Genomic DNA, 18,086 nt, shown 5'->3' on the forward strand with positions numbered 1-18,086 from the left:
TCGTTGTTCTTGTGCCGGTCATTTAAGCGCCGGCCCGGAGGGCGGACAAGCACGGCGGCGCGCCGCCCGGCGGATGAGACGCCGCGTCTCAGCGTCTCGCCGGCGCCCCGTGCAGGTTGACATGGCGCGTCTCAGATCGCGCTGCGCACGGCGCGTCGACAAACCCCTCGCGGCCGCTCTGGCCCGCACCTTTGCGCCCCGCCTGCGCCGTCCTGGCACCGCCCTTGCTCCTGTCCTGGCGACACCGGGACGCCGTCCCGCACCCACAACAACAATTCAGAGGTGCGTCATGACTCTGCGCGTCGGCATCATCGCCAACCCGGCCTCCGGCCGTGACGTACGCCGCCTCACCGCCAACGCCGGGCTGTACTCCAGCACCGACAAGGCCGCCGTGGTGCAGCGCCTGCTCGGCGCGTTCGGCGCCACCGGCGTGGACGAGGTGCTGATGCCGCCGGACATGACCGGCATCGCTGCCGCCGTGCTCAAGGCCAGCGCCAGCCGCCACGCCCACGACAGCCGCTGGCCGCGCCTGGAGTTCCTCGACCTGCCGCTGCGCCAGAGCGTGGAAGACACCCGCCACGCCGCGCGCCTGATGGTCCGGCGCGGCGTCGCCCTGGTGGCGGTGCTCGGCGGCGACGGCACCCACAAGGCCGTGGCGGGGGAGGTGGGCGACATCCCCCTGTTGTGCCTCTCCACCGGCACCAACAACGCCTTCCCCGAGCTGCGCGAAGCCACCGGCGCGGGCCTGGCCGGCGGGCTCTACGCCAGTGGCCGCATCCCGGCGGAGGTGGCGCTGCGCCGCAACAAGCGCCTGCGGGTGCGCATCGCCGCGCGCGGCATCGACGAAACCGCCCTGGTGGAGGTGGCCGTCTCGCCGCTCACCTTCACCGGTGCCCGCGCCATCAGCCGCGCGGAGGACCTGGCCGAGGTCTACGCCGCCTTCGCCGAGCCCCACGCCATCGGCCTCTCGTCCCTCTGCGGGCTGTGGAACCCGGTGTCGCGGCGCCACCCCCGTGGCAGCTGGGTGCGCCTCGCCCCCGGCGCCGAACAGGCCCTGCTGGCGCCGCTCGCCCCCGGCCTGCTGCAGGCCTGCGGCATCGTCGCCAGCGGCAGCCTGGAACCCGGCATACCCCGGCTGCCGCGCCTGGCCGCCGGCACCCTGGCCCTGGACGGCGAACGCGAGATCGAGTTCGCCGCCGCCGACCGCCCCAGCATCACCCTCGAACTCGACGGCCCGCTGAGCATTGACGTCGAGGCCGCCCTGGCCTTCGCCGCCTGCCATCGCCTGCTGGCCGTCCCTGGCAAGCCCGTGAACCACCCTGGAGAACAAGAAGATGTCCACGCTTTCGACTGAGCAATTGCTCCATGCCTACCGCGTGATGCGCACCATCCGCGCCTTCGAGGAACGCCTGCACGTGGAGTTCGCCACCGGCGAGATCCCCGGCTTCGTCCACCTGTACGCCGGCGAGGAAGCCTCCGCCGCCGGAGTGATGGCGCACCTCGACGACGAGGACTGCATCGCCTCCACCCACCGTGGCCACGGCCATTGCATCGCCAAGGGCGTGGACGTGTACGGGATGATGGCCGAGATCTACGGCAAGAAGACCGGCGTCTGCCACGGCAAGGGCGGCTCCATGCACATCGCCGACCTGTCCAAGGGCATGCTCGGCGCCAACGGCATCGTCGGTGCCGGTGCGCCGCTGGCTGCCGGCGCCGCCCTGGCCGCCAAGCTCAAGGGCAACCGCGCGGTGGCCGTGGCCTTCTTCGGCGACGGGGGCTCCAACGAGGGCGCCGTGTTCGAGGCCATGAACCTCGCCTCGGTGTGGAACCTGCCGTGCATCTTCGTCGCCGAGAACAACGGCTACGCCGAGGCCACCGCCTCCAACTGGTCCGTCGCCTGCGACCACATCGCCGACCGCGCCGCCGGCTTCGGCATGCCCGGCGTCACCGTCGACGGCTTCGATTTCTTCGCCGTGCACGAAGCCGCCGGCGCCGCCATCGAGCGGGCCCGGGCCGGGGAGGGGCCCTCGCTGATCGAAGTGAAGCTGACCCGCTACTACGGCCACTTCGAAGGCGACGCCCAGACCTACCGCGCCCCCGACGAGGTCAGGCACTACCGCGAAACCCGCGACTGCCTCATGCAGTTCCGCGAACGCACCACCCGTGCCGGCCTGCTCCAGGCCAGTGCCCTGGACGCCGTCGACGCCGAGGTCGAGGCCTGCATCGAAGAGGCCGTGGTGCGCGCCAAGGCCGACCCCAAGCCATCCCCCGCCGACCTGCTCAGCGACGTCTACGTCGCCTACCCGTAACCGGCCGGCGAGCCGCCAGAAGAACAATCAAAGGAGAGCCATCATGGCCAGAAAGATCAGTTACCAGCAGGCCATCAACGAGGCGCTGGCCCAGGAAATGCGCCGCGACCCCAGCGTCTTCATCATGGGCGAGGACAATGCCGGCGGTGCCGGCGCACCCGGCGAGGATGACGCCTGGGGCGGCGTGCTCGGGGTCACCAAGGGCCTCTACCACCAGTTCCCCGGCCGCGTGCTGGACACCCCGCTGTCGGAGATCGGCTACGTCGGCGCCGCCGTGGGCGCGGCCACCCGGGGCCTGCGCCCGGTGTGCGAACTGATGTTCGTCGACTTCGCCGGCTGCTGCCTGGACCAGATCCTCAACCAGGCCGCCAAGTTCCGCTACATGTTCGGCGGCAAGGCCGTCACCCCGCTGGTGATCCGCACCATGGTCGGCGCCGGCCTGCGCGCCGCCGCCCAGCACTCGCAGATGCTCACCGCGCTGTGGACCCACATCCCGGGGCTAAAGGTGGTGTGCCCCTCGTCCCCGTACGACGCCAAGGGCCTGCTGATCCAGGCCATCCGCGACAACGACCCGGTGATCTTCTGCGAGCACAAGCTGCTCTACTCCATGCAGGGCGAGGTGCCGGAAGAGCTCTACACCGTGCCCTTCGGCGAGGCCAACTTCCTCCGCGACGGCGACGACGTCACCCTGGTGACCTACGGCCGCATGGTCCACCTGGCCATGGACGCCGCCGCCAGCCTCGCCCGCCAGGGCATCTCCTGCGAGGTGCTGGACCTGCGCACCACCAGCCCGATGGACGCCGACAGCATCCTCGAAAGCGTGGAGAAGACCGGCCACCTGGTGGTCATCGACGAAGCCAACCCGCGCTGCTCCCTGGCCACCGACATCGCCGCGCTGGTGGCCGAGCAGGCCTTCCACGCCCTCAAGGGGCCGATCCGCCAGGTCACCGCCCCGCACACCCCGGTGCCGTTCTCCGACGCCCTGGAAGACCTCTACATCCCCAGCGCCGCGAAGATCGAAGCCGCCGTGCTGGCGCTGCTGCAAGGGAGAAACGCCGCATGAGCCGCATCCATACCCTGACCATGCCCAAGTGGGGCCTCTCCATGACCGAAGGCCGCGTGGCCGACTGGCTCAAGCAGGACGGCGACACCATCGAAAAGGGCGACGAAGTGCTCGACGTGGAGACCGACAAGATCAGCAGCAGCGTCGAGGCGCCGTTCTCCGGCGTGCTGCGGCGCCAGGTGGCGCGCCCCGAGGAGGTGCTGCCGGTGGGCGCGCTGCTCGGCATAGTGGTGGAGGGGGAGGCCAGCGAGGCGGAGATCGACGCCGTGGTCGAGCGCTTCCTCGCCGAGTTCGTGCCCGGTGGCGACGGCGAGGCCGACAGCGGCCCCAGCCCGCAGAAGGTCGAGCTGGACGGCCGCACCCTGCGCTACTTCGAGCGCGGCGAGGGCGGCGTGCCGCTGGTGCTGATCCACGGCTTCGGCGGCGACCTCAACAACTGGCTGTTCAACCACGAGGCCCTGGCCACCGAGCGCCGCGTCATCGCCCTCGACCTGCCCGGCCACGGCGAATCCGCCAAGCAGCTGGCCCGTGGCGACCTGGACGAGTTGAGTTGCGCCGTACTCGCGCTGCTCGACCACCTCGACATCGAGCACGCCCACCTGGCCGGCCACTCCATGGGCGGCGCCGTCGCCCTCAACACCGCGCGGCTGGCCCCGCAGCGGGTGCGCAGCCTCAGCCTGCTGGCCAGCGCCGGGCTCGGCGCCGAGATCAACGGCGCCTACCTGCAGGGCTTCGTCGAGGCCGGCAACCGCAACGCCCTCAAGCCGCAGCTGGTGCAGCTGTTCTCCGACCCCGCGCTGGTCACCCGGCAGATGCTTGAAGACATGCTCCGCTTCAAGCGCCTGGAAGGGGTGGACGCCGCCCTGCGCCAGCTCGCCGACACCCTCAACGAGGCGGGCCGCCAGCGGCTCGACCTGCGCAGCGTGGTGGAGAGCGGCCAGCACCCGACGCTGGTGGTCTGGGGCGAGGCCGACGCCATCATCCCCGCCCACCACGCCGAGGGCCTGCCGGCCGACGTGCACATCCTCCCGGGGCAGGCCCACATGCTGCAGATGGAGGCCGCCGACGCGGTCAACGCCCTGCTGCAGGCCTTCCTCCAACGCCACTGACGATCACCGGGCCCGGCACCCGCCGGGCCCCAGGAGAACCCCATGAGCATCCTCCCCAACAGCATGCGTGCCGCGGTGTGGCACGGTCGCAACGACATCCGCGTGGAAGACGTGCCCCTGCCCGGCGACCCTGCCCCCGGCTGGGTGCAGATCCGCGTGCACTGGTGCGGCATCTGCGGCTCCGACCTGCATGAGTACGTCGCCGGCCCCGTGTTCATCCCCGTGGAAGCGCCGCACCCGCTCACCGGCATCAAGGGCCAGTGCATCCTCGGCCACGAGTTCTGCGGCGAGATCGTCAAGCTCGGCGACGGCGTGCAGGGCTTCGCCCCGGGCGAAGTGGTCGCCGCCGACGCCTGTCAGCACTGCGGCACCTGCTACTACTGCCGTCACGGCCTCTACAACATCTGCGAGAACCTCGCCTTCACCGGGCTGATGAACAACGGCGCCTTCGCCGAATGGGTCAACGTCCCCGCCAACCTGCTGTACATGCTCCCGGCCGGCTTCCCCGCCGAGGCCGGCGCCCTCATCGAACCGCTGGCCGTAGGCATGCACGCGGTGAAGAAGGCCGGCAGCCTGCTCGGGCGCAACGTGGTGGTCGTGGGGGCGGGCACCATCGGCCTGTGCACCATCATGTGCGCCAAGGCCGCCGGCGCCGCCCAGGTCATCGCCCTGGAGATGTCCAGCGCGCGCAAGGCCAAGGCCCGCGAAGTGGGCGCCAGCCACGTGCTGGACCCGAACGAATGCGACGTGCTTGCCGAGATCCGCGCGCTCACCCAGGGCCTGGGCGCCGACGTCAGCTTCGAATGCATCGGTAACAAGCACACCGCCAAGCTCGCCATCGACGCCATCCGCAAGGCCGGCACCTGCGTGCTGGTGGGCATCTTCGAAGAGCCCAGCTCGTTCAACTTCTTCGAACTGGTGGCCACCGAGAAACAGGTCCTCGGCGCCCTGGCCTACAACGGCGAATTCGCCGACGTCATCGCCTTCATCGCCGACGGCCGCCTCGACATCACGCCCCTGGTCACCGGCCGCATCGAGCTGGAGCAGATCGTTGAAAAGGGCTTCGAAGAGCTGGTGCACAACAAGGAACACAACGTGAAGATCATCGTCTCCCCGCGTGCGGCATAAGCCCCGACTGAGGCCGCGAACTGCGGCCTGACCCCGGCGCCAGGCCGGGGTTTTTTATGGGGGAGGGGGGAAGGGCTGTTATCGGCGCGAAGCTGCCACAGGAATGTGGTGGCTTGCCACGTGGTTCCGAATCCAGGCGTGGATGCAGTTCAAATTGGAGCGACTCAGCAGGATGACCTGCCATCCTTCCGAAGCAGTTCGTTGGCCATTTCAATGGCCTCTTCATGTGAGGCGGCAAACAGCAGCGGGTAGCCCCAGACTTTGGCGAACAGCCCTGCGAATGCCTTGAAGCCCAGGCGCTTTGCCACGCTGGGTTCGACCATGATCAGGGCCAGAACCAGGCTGCGTAATTGCGCCTTGTGCTTCTTCATCCAGAGCGCGGTGCGTTTCTTTTCTTCCGGTGAGTGGTCGTGGTCGTCGCCGGGTGGTGTATCGCTCAGCAGCACGAAGGGCTCGCCGCGCTGCAGGTTGGCCGCAAACTTGTCGAAGTCCTCCTGGGGGTCGTGCCCGGGCTCTTGGGCGAAGCTCATCCAGACCAAGGGGAAGTCAGTGCTATTCATCGACATGGTGGGTTCCTTTGCTGTTGAGTTGACGCCAACTGGCGGTGATCGCGAATACGCCGGGCAGCGTGATGAAGAAAACCGCCGAGAAGGCGACGTGCCAGCCGTCGCGCAATCCATCGCTGATTCCCCCGAGGGTATTGAGTACGACGAGCAGGCTGCCGACGACCAGGACAGCCCACTTGGCTTTGCGGGTTTCGATCTGGGCGAGGAGGACCGTGACGATCCAGGAGCCGTAGAAAACGGGAAACACCCACAGCACGCCGGGCTCGAAGGTGATCGTCGGGGCCGAGCCATGCGCCCTCACGAAGTCGTTTACGTAGAAGAACAACTGGAAGGTCACGAACAGCACTGCGCCAACGGCGGTCGTCAACCAGAACAGGGTGACCTTGCTCGGGTTGTGTAACTCCAGTGCTTGAAACGGGTTTTGGGTGTGCATGAGCGCGTTCTCGATGTGCAAGGCCAGGTGCGAGTCACTGCAGGCGACTCGCGTCTCGTGGGCGATCAGTACCGGTAGTCCAGCGTGGCCATCAGGTTGCGCGAGGCGCCATAGGTCACGGTGTCGAAGTCACCCTTCTGCAGGGCGTACTTCTTGTCGAACAGGTTGTTGACGTTGAGGCCCAGGTCGATGTTCTGGCTGAGGGCGTAACGTCCCATCACCGAGGTCAGGGCATAGGCACCCTGCTCGCCGCCCAGTGTGCTGGTACCGACTCCCGGCGCCTGGTAGAAGCGGCTCTGCCATTTCACGCCCGTTCCCAGGGTCAGCTTGTTCCACGCGCCGGGCAGCCGGTAGGTGGTAAAAAGCTGGGCTGTGGTGCGCGGCAGCTGAGCGTTCAGACGCACACCGTCGCCATCCTCGGCGGTGAAGTGGGCGATACCGGCGTAGATGTTCCACCCATTGGCCAACTCGCCCTGCAGGTCGAACTCGATACCGCGAGACCGGGTGCCATCGGTGCCGGTATAGGCATTGGCTCCACCCGGGGTGAAGGCTCCGGGGATCAGCTGCGCCGCGTTGTCCAGCTCGGTCTCGAACACCGCGATGGCGGCGTTCAGACGTCCCTCCAGATAAGCCGCCTTGAGGCCGACTTCCTTGGTTTTGCCCTTGGACGGGGTGAGCACGTTGCCGGTCGTGTCGCGGAAGTCGGTTTGCGGGTTGAAGATGCCGGTATAGCTGACGTAGGCCGAGTAAGTGTCGTCGATGTCGTAGACCAGGCCGGCGTACGGGGTGAATTCGTTGTTCTTCTTGTAGTGCAGCGTCGTGCCGTTGGCATCGTCGTCGACCTGGTAATAATTCAGGCGTCCGCCAACGATGAGTTTCAGCGGTTCGGCCAGAGAGAGGCGGGCCGCGCTGTAGACGCCGCTCTGCTTGACCTCGGTGCGGGTCGGGATACGCGGTATCGAATCGAAGTCGGGCCGGGCAAGGCCTGGGCTCAGGGAATAGACGTTGACCGGCGTAAAGCCTGCGAAGAAAGGCGCCACATCGTCCTGGCCGGCCTTGCGGCGTGAATTCGTCGCGCCTACCACCAGGTCGTGCTGGCGGCCCAGCAGTTCGAAGGGACCGCTGGCCATCACGTCGAACGTGTTCTGGCGGCTGCGCCCCTCGGACGCCAACGCCACCGGAAAGGCTCCGCTGGGGAAGGTACCCAGCCCCGTTGCACGATCAGGGCGACCGCTCAACGAGACCAGTTGGGCTTCGCTTTCGGTGCGGTACTGGTTGGCCACGGCCTTGAGCTTCCAGCCGTTGTCGAAGCGGTGCTCGACTTCGGCAAACGCCGTCTTGAGGGTATTGTCGAAATGACTCCAGTTCTGTCCGTAGCTCTTGGAGCGGGAGTACTCGATCTGCGTACCGTCGCTGAACCATAGCGGCAAGCCGCCCCAGGTGGCGCCCTTCGGTGTGATGTCCTGGTAGTCGTAGCCCAGGCTCACCGTGGTATCGGAGGTCAGGTCGGCTTCGATGATGCCGTAGAACGCCTTGCGCTCGGGCTTGTAACCGTCCAGGTATGAGTTCCCGTCCTGATAGGTGCCCACCAGGCGTGCGCGGATGCGGCCGTCCTCAGTAAGCGGTGTCGATACGTCCGCCATGCCCCGGTGAGTATCCCAGCTCCCCGCGCCGAGAGAGGCGGATGCGGCGAACTCAGGTGTCGGCCGTTTACGCACCAGATTGATGGCGGCCGAAGGATTGCCGGTTCCGGTCAGCAAGGCCGAGCCGCCGCGCACCACCTCGACACGGTCGTAAAACGCAGTGTCCAGGGCGTTGATGCCGCTCCCGTTGACGGCGTTGCCGACCACGGTAGGGATACCGTCGTACTGCACGTTGTTGATCAGCAGGCCACGCGAATAAAAACTGGTGCGCTCGGTATCGGCCTGGCGCGCGGTGACGCCCGTGGTGTTCTCCAGCACGCTCTGCACCGTATTGAGCTGCTGGTCGTCCATGCGCTGGCGCGTAATCACGGTCACCGCCTGGGGCGTTTCCTTCAACGACAGCGGCAGGCGTATCGCCGCTGTCGTCTCTCCCGTGGTGTAGGAGCCGGTACCCTCGGTGGTCGCCATGCTCATGCGGTCCGTCACGCTGATCGCCGGTAAGACCACTTCCTCGTGGGCGGTACTCGCTTCCCTGCCCTTTGGCTGAGTTGCCTCGGCGGCGGCTGCGCCCTGAGCACCGATGAGGATCGCCGCCGCAGCTGTCGGGCCCAACAGGCTGAGTGGCGCGCCCCACAAGCCATATCTATATGGGACCTCGCGGCGAGAACAGGCGGCTAGCCGTACGTGCATGGCGAGAGCCCAGCGGGACTTCTCTACAGTCGTAAGAGTGCGCATTAACAATACTCATTTGTATTTAGAGGGCGCATTTAACGACAGAGGGGAGAGGGGAGGATGGCGAAATCAGGCCAGACTATTATTCGCTCAGGCCAAATATTCCCGATTTCATCGCATTGACCGTTTTGAGAAAGAAACTCGCGCAATGCGCAGTTCCGCCAGTGATATGGGCGGCCTGAGCGGCACATGGTATGCGGCGGCCATACCAGTCAGCAGGACATGTTCAGAGGCAGATGGGGACGGGGTGCGTGACGCCGGGGAGCGGAGCAGCCCCTGCTACGCTGGTGCGATCCGACAGGTAGCGAGCTGGAGGCTTGCCCACCGTCTTGCGGAACATGGTGACGAATCCGCTGGCGTTTTCGTACCCCAGTTCCAATGCCACCGATTGCACGCTTTCTCCCTTGGTCATCCGTTGCAGCGCGAGGATCACATGCAGTTGTCGACGCCAGCGGCTGAAGCTCATGCCAATCTCATGCAATAGAAGACGGCTCATGCTTCGCTCACTCATACCGATACGCCTGGCCCAGGCGGCTTTCGAGGTCTTGTCGGCAGGGGCGGCCAGGAGCATTTCTGCGAGGCGACGCAATCGGGGGTCGTACGGCATGGGCAGATGCAAATCTTCTACTGGAGCCGCCACCAGTTCGTCGAGCAATACGGCGAGCAGCCGCTCCTCCCGCCCGCCCGGCTCATACAGCTCGGGAACAGTTGTTGCCTTCAGCATCAACTCCCGTAGAAATGGCGACACCGATATCGTGCAACAGCTGCTTGGAAGATCTGGCGCAGCATCGGGCTCGATGAACAGGCAGTGACACTCGACTTCCCCCGAGCCCCAAGCCGAGTGGGGCAGGTCTCCCGGGATCCACAAGGCGCACTGCGGCGGCACGATCCAGACACCGTCCTCGATTTCGCAGTTGAGGATGCCTCGTACCGAGTAGATCAGTTGCGCCTTGCGGTGCTGATGCGTGGCATTCTCCCAGTCCTTGCCGGCCAGCGTTGCACTCAGTGCCATGACGGGGCGCGAGACGCTGTCGACGTCCCTGGGTGCGATTTGATCGGTGATGGCAATGCTCGACATGATGAACCGGGTCTTGGATGGAGGATGAGGTGATGGCCTGGCCGGAAAATAATATGGGCAACTTGCTCAATTACTTCTAGCCATTCCTCTTGCGCTGCGGCTCCGACCTGTACGAATAAGTCGCCGTCCCCGTGTTCACCCCGTGGAAGCGCCGCACCCGCTCACCGGCATCAAGGGCCAGTGCATCCTCGGCCACGAGTTCTGCGGCGAAATCGTCAAGCTCGGCGACGGCGTGCAGGGCTTCGCCCGGGGGCGGGCACCATCGGCCTGTGCACCATCATGTGCGCCAAGGCCGCCGGCGCCGCCCAGGTCATCGCCCTGGAGATGTCCAGCGCGCGCAAGGCCAAGGCCCGCGAAGTGGGCGCCAGCCACGTGCTGGACCCGAACGAATGCGACGTGCTCGCCGAAATCCGCGCGCTCACCCAAGGCCTGGGCGCCGACGTCAGCTTCGAATGCATCGGCAACAAGCACACCGCCAAGCTCGCCATCGACGCCATCCGCAAGGCCGGCACCTGCGTGCTGGTGGGCATCTTCGAAGAGCCCAGCTCGTTCAACTTCTTCGAACTGGTGGCCACCGAAAAACAGGTCCTCGGCGCCCTGGCCTACAACGGCGAATTCGCCGACGTCATCGCCTTCATCGCCGACGGCCGCCTCGACATCACACCCCTGGTCACCGGCCGCATCGAGCTGGAGCAGATCGTCGAAAAGGGCTTCGAAGAGCTGGTGCACAACAAGGAACACAACGTGAAGATCATTGTTTCGCCGCGTGCGGCATAGGCCCCGACTGTGGCCGCGAACTGCGGCCTGACCCCGGCGCCAGGCCGGGTTGTTTTGTGGGGGGAGTAGGTGGGCTTTTGTTGGGTAGATATCGGCCGGAAGCAGTCATTGTGGCTATATGAGCACCGGGTCGATTCAAGGTGACGGAGAGACGGTACATGCTTCTGGCTGGGATTAGTCGGCTACGAGAGGCAGCTATTGGCTAGGAGCGTACAACGCGACGCTTGTGTAGTATCTGGCATACATCCGACGCACCTGCGCAAAACGCGTTTTCTTTGAAGAGACTGAGCGTACTGCTGCATGTTCCATTTACCACCACCGACATGCGACGACATCGAAACCTACTTCGTTATCTCCATCGAATGAGCGCTATAGCCGTTTGCAGTCCGTTACTGCTGTTAGAAACCAGCCAGGGACAAATGAATGCATAGCCGCTGAAAGCGGCCTTCGAGACTAGAAGCAAGCCAGCCGTGAAGCCGATCAAACAGCACACAGCTTTCATTTTCAACTACTCGTAAAGATAAAAAATTTTCATATGCGTAGACGGGATGAACCAAGGAGAACACATGTCACTCAAAGCGACAAAGGAACACTTGGTGCTATTGCTGGGTGATACCGACAATCGCGTTGTTGCATTATCTGGAAAGTGGGGTACTGGAAAAACTCATCTTTGGAGAGAGGTCAAGCACGAGTCAAATGACGAAAAAGTTAAGAGTGCCCTTTATGTGTCGCTATTTGGCCAATATAGCATTGACCAGATAAAGAGAAAGCTTATCGAGTCGGCCATACCTGTCGTAAAGTCGCACGGCGGTACTTTAGATTCTCTGAAACAGCTTTTTAGGGCTGGTGTGAAAGTTGGCGCTGAGCACTATAAAGCATTGGCGTCACTTAATGACCTAAACTTGCTTTTAATGGCTCCGGTGATTCTGCGAAACGCTGTTATCGTTCTTGATGATATTGAGCGGAAGCATGAAAAACTGGGTGTTGACGAGGTGCTTGGCTTCATAGACGAGTACTCAAACCAGTATGATTGTCGCTTCGTTCTAGTGCTCAACGACGATAAGCTTGTCAATCAAGATTTGTGGAATAATTTTCGTGAAAAGGTCATAGATCAAGAACTCAAGCTAGCCACGACACCGGAAGAGGCGTTTTCCATTGCTATCCAGTTGACGCCCTCATCATTCGCAAACGCGCTAAAACAGGCATCGGTCTCATGTGGTCTGACCAATATTCGCATAATCGGTAAAGTCATCAAGGCTGCAAACCGAATACTAAATAAACACGAGTTGGACGAGTCAGTAATCGCACGAGTAGTCCCATCAATCGTCTTGTTCTCTGCAATATACTATAGAGGGTTGGAGGACGGCCCAGACTTCCAGTTCGCTTTGAATGTGGGATCCCCAGATTGGTCAGGTTATGTTAGTGGTGATAGCAGCGAGCCTAGCGAGGAGGATAAGCGAAATGATCGCTGGCGACTCCTCATGCAGGAGTTAGGCATCTATGGTTGCGATGAATTCGAGGTATTATTGGTCGAATTCTTAGAGTCGGGGCTATTCGAGGCCGACAAGATCGCTGCGATCATAGATCGATATGTTACAGAGAAGCTGAATTTTGAAGCGCGTGAGATGGCAAACAAGTTTTTGTTTAGGGTCTTTTGGGATCACCGCGTCGATGACGCACAGTTAGTTGCTGAGGCCTCTGTACTTCCAAGAATTGCTGGAATGCTGGATCCTTTCATGGTCTCGGAACTGGATCTAGCGTTGGCAAAACTCCCTGGTGGCGATGCTATAGGTAAAGCTATCGTCGATGGCTGGATCGCTGCGTTCAGGGCTCGTAAACCCGAGGTTATGAGTGATTTCAACCTGTTCAACCGTCCATTGCACCCTTCAATCAAGGTCGAGTTCGACACCATCCAGTCCGGCATTCAAGCTCGGATTTCTGTCTTGGATGCATGCATGCATATGATTGAGAACAGTGGGTGGGGCACCATACAGGAGGTGGCAATGCAGAGAGCCACATCAGCCGATTTCGAGATGGCAATCCGCGAGATGGACGTCGACAAGCTGCCACGATTCATGCGTCGTATGATCGAAATGAGGCTCCAGAGGGAAACATTCGACAAGCACTTTGGTACGGCTACCGAACGCTTTGTCGAAGCTTGCAAAACGATCGTGGAAGACGACACTTCTCCTCGGCTGGCAGGTCTCATCAGGCGACTTTTCGACGGAACAGCCATCGCATCTGAACTGGCGCGTCTCGAGCCAAAAGATGCACACGTTGAGGCTGAAGCTCAATCAGCTAAATAGCCAGATGTCCTGTCGAAAATGTCTCCCTGCTTGGCTTGATCACAGAGGGTGGCCGAACTGCGCGATTACTGCGGGCAGGATGAATTGGTCACAAATATTAATCGCTATGGCTTCTTTTGGCCGGTAACTGCCTGTCACTAGGGGCTGCTTCCGGCCAAGAGCGGACGGTCAGCAGTTTCAATATCGTGGTGTTCCCGATTGTTTTCGCCTATGAACCTAGTGAAAGTAGACCGAATGCTTTAGCAATAGCGCGAATTTTGTCCCTTAAAGTTTCGCAATTAGAGAAATCCACAGCCCGACTCGAAATTTTTATTTCGGTATGCTTCATCTGGAGCGGGCCGAGCATAATGCATTTCCCATAATAATCATGGGTGAATTTAGATATATTTTGTGCCTGCCCATAAGTCAAGTCGGAGTAATCCCCGGCGAAAATTATGGCCTTATGGGCTTCTAGTTCATCTATATCTTTAGGGAAGCCTACTATTGAAATGGTTAGGCAGCGAATTCTAAGGAGCTTAAATTCATTCATAATACTCTCATATAGAGAATCCTTTTTTTCTCCTTTTACTATTAATACAGGATCTTTTTGCCAGGTATTCCACCCTAGAGAGTCTGGATGAAGCTCTTTTCTACCATAAACTGATTGTGTGAAGAGAATTCCAAGTTGAGAAATCCCCTCGTCTGTAATAAAGCCGAGTTGCAGTAGTGAATTGATGGAAACCCGACCTATGTCACCTAATTTGTTGCGATCAAAAATTTGATTTTGTTGAAGGATTCCATAGCCAATATTTGGTATTACATTATATTTCTTGGCAATGTATGAATGCCTAAGCAGCTCTAACTCAGTAAAGGACAGTTGCTTGAGGGAAAGAATAAAGTGTCGACGATATTTTCTTTCTAAAGATGCGAATCGCAGGGATATTGTGAGCTTAGCATAGGCTTCAGTTTTATCGCTATCACTGTCTTGCATGCATGCCTGTATAAGGTCGCCAAATTCGATCTCGTAGTCTTCAAGACCCACCTCATGACTGTTAGAAAAGTCATGCTCGATAGAAAGTAAAGCCTTACAATACCGATTGATGCGCACTTCCTGGTGTCGTTTAATTATTCCTGTGATGCCTTTATATATTGCAGCTGCTTTATCTATTCCAGGGATGGAGTCTGATATAACCGAAATAACATCGACAAGAGCATTTGTGTCATCAGCGACTGATTTATCAATTATTTTCTTTGTCATGATTTAATTCGTCGTTTTAGTTCTCAACAATGTAAACCATATCATGGCTGGTACGAATCAATTAGGGCCAGACTACGATATTAATGTTGCTGGCCGTCCGCTTTTGGCCGAAAGCTGTCGTTCTATCAAAAACGCCGCACTCCCATGCGGCGTTTCCATTTCCACCTCCTAGAAAAACCGCCTCCAACTCGGCCCATCCCCCAACAGCGGGTCGTCATGCACCGCCATGAAACGCGGCAGGTCTTGCCGTGCGATCCAGGTTTCGCTTTGCCAGTGCAGGGCGGCGATGCGCTGGTTGGCCCAGGTCATGAGGATGCGTCGCGGGCTGGCCTGCGGGTCGCGGTGGTAGTCGTGGAGGGTGGGGATCACTTCGTCGCTGAGCCACTGGCTGAGGGCGCAATGCTCGGGGTGGCCGAAGCGGTAGAGGGCGCGGTAGAGGCCGGCTTCGCTGATCAGCTCCAATTCTTCGCAAAGGCCTGTGCTGTAGCGCAGGTAGGCGAAGCGGAACTGGTGAGGGTAGAGGCGCTTGGTTAGCCGATACGGCCGGGCGGCGGCGATCATCAAAGCAAAGTCGAGGGCGACGAACCAGGGGCGGTTGTCGATCATGACGGCGCGCAGTTGGTGGCAGTGGCGTTGAAAGGTGATGGGGGTATATGCGTCATGCATGGCGTGACTCCTACTAAGTCCATTTACTTGCCGCCATTCGCTGTCAATCGAAGGGTGGCAAACCGCACGGGGTTGACAGACCGGCTAGTAGGACCGGCAGACCCGAGGGTCTCCCCGCGCGATCTGCCATAGAGCGGTGCAGTGAAAACTGCATGCGCACCGATGCCTGCAAGAAACATTCGCCGTTTCTCGCATGCGCCATCCGGCGCAATCGCGCCTACTAATTCGGGCTGTCAAACCCGGCCACGGGATTGACCGTGACCGGCGCAGGATAGGGACGGGCGAGCCCGAGGGCAAGGGGAGGAGGGGCCGGCATGGCTACAGGCTGCCGTCTTGTCTGGGAGAAAGTGGCGGGTCTTGGGGCGGAAAGTGTTACGTCAGTGCGAGCCCGTGGTCTGCCGCTGACCGAGTGAGGCGGTTGCTTGAACAACCGCCTCAGGCGTACTCAGCGGTGTGGTTGCAGGTTGGGCTGATCGGCACGTTCACCCTCCGATTCGGGATGAACGTGCCGGGGGGCACGGCCCTTCACGGTTGGCGTGGACGCGGCCGCTTTCGATCCGCCGCGAGCCACCTTTGCCACGCCCCTGCTCAAGGCCTCGTCAACCTGGGCGGCGTGCTTCGAAGCTGATGATGTGATCGCTCTGGCAAGGGGGGCGGCCATGCTGGTAGCCACCTGAGGCCACGACCTCTACAAAGCCCGCTTCGCGCAGTGCGAATGCCAGTTCGTCAACGCCCCACCAGCGCAAGTGGAACAGATCCAGCTCGGCGGACTGCAAGGTGCCGTCTTGCCAATGCTGGTAGTGCAGATGGGACAGCGTGGTTTGCTTGCGGTAGTCCACTTCGGCCCGATGGCTGGTCAGCGTGAGGAGGTTGTTGCCATCCACTGTCCAGCTCCGTGCCGCCTGTGCCTCCCCGATGATGCTCTCGATGGGGTCGATGTCCATGATCAACCGCCCGCCGGGCTGCAGGTGATTCCAGAACCGCTTGAGCACGGCCATTGCCGAGGTGGTTTCGGTAATCAGCTGGAATGACCCGGCGGGCATGATGATGGCCGCGAATCGCTGGTCGTAGCGGAACTGCTCGAACGTCTGCTGTGTGAGGGGCGCGGGCAGCCCTCGCGCCCGGCATTCCTGCCGGCAGTATTCGAGCATCTCGTGGGAGGCATCGAAGCCCTCGATGGCCAGGCCCCTCTCCAGCAGCGGTATGAAGATCCGCCCATTGCCCACTGCGGGCTCCAGAACCGGGCCATCAACGTCCGCCAGGCGTTGCTGGTAGTACTCCAGATCTCCAAATGAATGGCCGATGGGTTTATCCAGGTGATAAATCCACGAGGCGAGTCTTCCGTATCGGTTTTGCATATCACTCTCCATGGCAAGCGCGGGATGCTACCCCAACTTCGTGGCCATGCCTTCATAGGGTTGTAGCCCGGCGTTCATGGATGGATGCGGTGATCCACCTGTCGCGCAGCAACTACGAGGATTACCTGCGGCTGGTGGAGAGGGGCGGGCTGCCGTTGGCGCGGCGGGGCCCTGATAGATAGCGGGGCAGGGTGGTGAGTGTCGTCATCCTGGCCACCGCTGAACTCGGCGCCGCCGTCGCGGTTCCAACCTTCACGGGCTTGCGAACCCCGGGTGCCGTGGCACCTGGGCTGGCGCCGTGGTTGCCCGACTTCCTTTATATGAGGTTCGAACCATGCGCCCATTTGCTGCCTTGCCCCTCCGTGCCTTTACCTTCCTGCTCGGCTTGCTGCTTGCCACCGGTGCTTCCGCTGGCGAGGAGGCCATGCTGGTGGATGCCATCAATGCCTACCGCGCCCAGCCGCAGAACTGCGGCAACCAGCCCACCGTTGCGCTTACGCCGCTGACCAACGATCCGCGCCTGGTGCTGCCGACCGAGAACGGCGAGGCCTGGCGCGCGGCGCTGGGGCAATCCGGTTATCGCATCGGGGATGTGCGCACCATCCGCCTCACCGGCCCGGCCAATGCCCAGGCGGCGTTCGCGGCGATGCAGGGGTATTGCGATGTGCTGCTGAACCCGCAGTTCGTCGATGTGGGCGTGAGCCAGGCGGGGCCGGTGTGGCGGGTGACCTTCGCCCGGCCGTTGCACAGCGCGGCCGTGACCGGTGGGCCGTCGCCGGTGTCGGCGCTGCTGGAGCAGGTGAACGCGGCGCGGGCGCAGCCACGTCTCTGCGGGGGCGAGCCCTTCGCCTCGGCGCCGCCGCTGACCTGGAACCAAGCCCTGGCTGCGGCGGCGACCTCTCACAGCCAGTCGATGGCGCTCAACGGTTTCTTCGCCCACCAGGGCACCGACGGCAGCGCGCCGGCGGATAGAGCGCGCAGTGCGGGCTATATGGGCACGCGGGTGGCGGAAAGCATCGCCGCCGGGATGGGCTCGGCGGCCAGTGCGGTGCAGGGCTGGCTGGCCAGCCCCGAGGAGTGCTCGCGCCTGATGAGCCCGCTGTTCACCGACCTGGGCGGCGCGCAGGCACCGGCGGCGAAGGCGGGTGGGGTTTATTGGACGCTGTTGCTGGGCGCGCCGTAGAAACCTAGGTGCGTTGCCATCGCCAACGGTATTGGTGGTCTACCAGAACGTTGTTATTCACGCGCGCGTGGAGGGCTGCATGGGATGTGGCCCGGGCTTGAACCGGGCCAAGGGCGTCATCCCCTCGAGCGCAAGGACTGGCCAGTGCGGTGCGCATTTGCGGATGGCTTTATCAATTCGTCGGGATTGATATGGCCGTTCATTCAGGCGGCACAGTCGGTTTGGCAGCGCACTCGTCCGGATTCGAGCGCAATGGTTAGCTCCACTGCGGCAGGTTGCCGTATGCGCATCTCCACCTCCCGGTAGTCCGGTTCATCGTGTCGATGCCCATCTTGGCTTCAGAAGCTTCGTGCACTTCCAGGGGCTTTTCCCTATTTCCAGCTCACCATGGTTTCAGCCTACTGTCTCGCGCCCGACTGCAGGCTCATGGTTTCGCATCGAGACAGACAGGCGATGCACGTCGGTCACCATAGGGCTGCCAGCTGTGGCGCCCACCCC

General features: G+C 62.0%; 14 protein-coding genes and 1 pseudogene. 8 read left to right on the top strand and 7 right to left on the bottom strand.

Annotated features, from left to right (window positions below):
* Positions 1-289 precede the first annotated feature (289 nt).
* The 5 genes from PHLH3_RS12270 to PHLH3_RS12290 all read left to right on the top strand — a co-directional run bounded on the left by PHLH3_RS12270 (position 290) and on the right by PHLH3_RS12290 (position 5,609).
* Complete coding sequence (locus tag PHLH3_RS12270; protein ID WP_213629494.1) at positions 290-1,354, top strand: NAD(+)/NADH kinase; 1,065 nt, start codon at positions 290-292, stop codon at positions 1,352-1,354.
* The gene (locus PHLH3_RS12275; protein WP_074967763.1) at positions 1,335-2,309 is read left to right on the top strand and encodes a thiamine pyrophosphate-dependent dehydrogenase E1 component subunit alpha; all 975 of its coding nucleotides are present in this window, start codon (positions 1,335-1,337) and stop codon (positions 2,307-2,309) included. The genes PHLH3_RS12270 and PHLH3_RS12275 overlap by 20 nt, the downstream gene beginning before the upstream one ends.
* Positions 2,310-2,352: 43 nt before the next feature.
* Positions 2,353-3,372 (top strand): alpha-ketoacid dehydrogenase subunit beta, encoded by a 1,020-nt coding sequence (locus tag PHLH3_RS12280; protein ID WP_044400480.1) that lies wholly within the window; start codon positions 2,353-2,355, stop codon positions 3,370-3,372.
* Positions 3,369-4,481: an acetoin dehydrogenase dihydrolipoyllysine-residue acetyltransferase subunit gene (locus tag PHLH3_RS12285; RefSeq protein ID WP_213629496.1), complete on the top strand. Its 1,113-nt coding sequence runs from the start codon at positions 3,369-3,371 to the stop codon at positions 4,479-4,481. The genes PHLH3_RS12280 and PHLH3_RS12285 overlap by 4 nt, the downstream gene beginning before the upstream one ends.
* Before the next feature lie 63 nt (positions 4,482-4,544).
* Positions 4,545-5,609, top strand: coding sequence for a 2,3-butanediol dehydrogenase (locus tag PHLH3_RS12290; RefSeq protein WP_244863066.1), 1,065 nt, complete (start codon positions 4,545-4,547; stop codon positions 5,607-5,609).
* A gap of 164 nt (positions 5,610-5,773) precedes the next feature.
* Here PHLH3_RS12290 and PHLH3_RS12295 read toward each other — a convergent pair whose 3' ends face one another.
* From PHLH3_RS12295 to PHLH3_RS12310, 4 genes are all read right to left on the bottom strand, one after another.
* A complete protein-coding gene (locus PHLH3_RS12295; protein ID WP_213629500.1) occupies positions 5,774-6,175 on the bottom strand; it encodes a hypothetical protein in 402 nt (133 codons plus the stop codon).
* Positions 6,162-6,608, bottom strand: a complete 447-nt coding sequence (locus tag PHLH3_RS12300; protein WP_244863024.1) for a hypothetical protein — start codon at positions 6,606-6,608, stop codon at positions 6,162-6,164. The genes PHLH3_RS12295 and PHLH3_RS12300 overlap by 14 nt, the downstream gene beginning before the upstream one ends.
* Before the next feature lie 65 nt (positions 6,609-6,673).
* The gene (locus PHLH3_RS12305) at positions 6,674-8,719 is read right to left on the bottom strand and encodes a TonB-dependent siderophore receptor (RefSeq protein ID WP_244863025.1); all 2,046 of its coding nucleotides are present in this window, start codon (positions 8,717-8,719) and stop codon (positions 6,674-6,676) included.
* Positions 8,720-9,209: 490 nt separating this feature from the next.
* Complete coding sequence (locus PHLH3_RS12310; protein ID WP_213629502.1) at positions 9,210-10,061, bottom strand: helix-turn-helix transcriptional regulator; 852 nt, start codon at positions 10,059-10,061, stop codon at positions 9,210-9,212.
* A gap of 95 nt (positions 10,062-10,156) precedes the next feature.
* Between PHLH3_RS12310 and PHLH3_RS12315 the strand changes: the two are divergent.
* Both PHLH3_RS12315 and PHLH3_RS12320 read left to right on the top strand, forming a co-directional pair.
* Positions 10,157-10,838, top strand: a pseudogene (locus PHLH3_RS12315) (zinc-binding dehydrogenase); the annotation flags it as partial.
* 566 nt (positions 10,839-11,404) lie between these two features.
* Positions 11,405-13,144 carry a P-loop NTPase fold protein gene (locus tag PHLH3_RS12320; RefSeq protein WP_213629504.1) on the top strand — a complete coding sequence of 580 codons (1,740 nt, stop codon included), beginning with the start codon at positions 11,405-11,407 and terminating at the stop codon, positions 13,142-13,144.
* A 208-nt stretch (positions 13,145-13,352) separates the two neighbouring features.
* Here PHLH3_RS12320 and PHLH3_RS12325 read toward each other — a convergent pair whose 3' ends face one another.
* From PHLH3_RS12325 to PHLH3_RS12335, 3 genes are all read right to left on the bottom strand, one after another.
* A complete protein-coding gene (locus PHLH3_RS12325) occupies positions 13,353-14,381 on the bottom strand; it encodes a hypothetical protein (RefSeq protein ID WP_213629506.1) in 1,029 nt (342 codons plus the stop codon).
* Between the two features lie 168 nt (positions 14,382-14,549).
* Complete coding sequence (locus PHLH3_RS12330; protein ID WP_213629508.1) at positions 14,550-15,047, bottom strand: BRO family protein; 498 nt, start codon at positions 15,045-15,047, stop codon at positions 14,550-14,552.
* 599 nt (positions 15,048-15,646) lie between these two features.
* Positions 15,647-16,405 (bottom strand): class I SAM-dependent methyltransferase, encoded by a 759-nt coding sequence (locus PHLH3_RS12335; RefSeq protein ID WP_213629509.1) that lies wholly within the window; start codon positions 16,403-16,405, stop codon positions 15,647-15,649.
* Positions 16,406-16,739: 334 nt separating this feature from the next.
* Between PHLH3_RS12335 and PHLH3_RS12340 the strand changes: the two genes are divergently transcribed.
* Positions 16,740-17,588 (top strand): CAP domain-containing protein, encoded by an 849-nt coding sequence (locus tag PHLH3_RS12340; protein ID WP_213629511.1) that lies wholly within the window; start codon positions 16,740-16,742, stop codon positions 17,586-17,588.
* Positions 17,589-18,086: the final 498 nt, after the last annotated feature.

The sequence above is a fragment of the Pseudomonas sp. Pc102 genome (assembly GCF_018408275.1).
GTDB lineage: Bacteria > Pseudomonadota > Gammaproteobacteria > Pseudomonadales > Pseudomonadaceae > Metapseudomonas > Metapseudomonas tohonis.

Coding starts and splice junctions, on each gene's coding strand:
- PHLH3_RS12285 (WP_213629496.1), top strand. CDS start 3,369: ATGAGCCGCATCCATACCCTGACCATGCCCAAGTGGGGCCTCTCCATG.
- PHLH3_RS12335 (WP_213629509.1), bottom strand. CDS start 16,405: ATGCAAAACCGATACGGAAGACTCGCCTCGTGGATTTATCACCTGGAT.
- PHLH3_RS12290 (WP_244863066.1), top strand. CDS start 4,545: ATGCGTGCCGCGGTGTGGCACGGTCGCAACGACATCCGCGTGGAAGAC.
- PHLH3_RS12320 (WP_213629504.1), top strand. CDS start 11,405: ATGTCACTCAAAGCGACAAAGGAACACTTGGTGCTATTGCTGGGTGAT.
- PHLH3_RS12310 (WP_213629502.1), bottom strand. CDS start 10,061: ATGTCGAGCATTGCCATCACCGATCAAATCGCACCCAGGGACGTCGAC.
- PHLH3_RS12275 (WP_074967763.1), top strand. CDS start 1,335: ATGTCCACGCTTTCGACTGAGCAATTGCTCCATGCCTACCGCGTGATG.
- PHLH3_RS12300 (WP_244863024.1), bottom strand. CDS start 6,608: ATGCACACCCAAAACCCGTTTCAAGCACTGGAGTTACACAACCCGAGC.
- PHLH3_RS12340 (WP_213629511.1), top strand. CDS start 16,740: ATGCGCCCATTTGCTGCCTTGCCCCTCCGTGCCTTTACCTTCCTGCTC.
- PHLH3_RS12305 (WP_244863025.1), bottom strand. CDS start 8,719: ATGGCGACCACCGAGGGTACCGGCTCCTACACCACGGGAGAGACGACA.
- PHLH3_RS12280 (WP_044400480.1), top strand. CDS start 2,353: ATGGCCAGAAAGATCAGTTACCAGCAGGCCATCAACGAGGCGCTGGCC.
- PHLH3_RS12325 (WP_213629506.1), bottom strand. CDS start 14,381: ATGACAAAGAAAATAATTGATAAATCAGTCGCTGATGACACAAATGCT.
- PHLH3_RS12330 (WP_213629508.1), bottom strand. CDS start 15,047: ATGCATGACGCATATACCCCCATCACCTTTCAACGCCACTGCCACCAA.
- PHLH3_RS12295 (WP_213629500.1), bottom strand. CDS start 6,175: ATGTCGATGAATAGCACTGACTTCCCCTTGGTCTGGATGAGCTTCGCC.
- PHLH3_RS12270 (WP_213629494.1), top strand. CDS start 290: ATGACTCTGCGCGTCGGCATCATCGCCAACCCGGCCTCCGGCCGTGAC.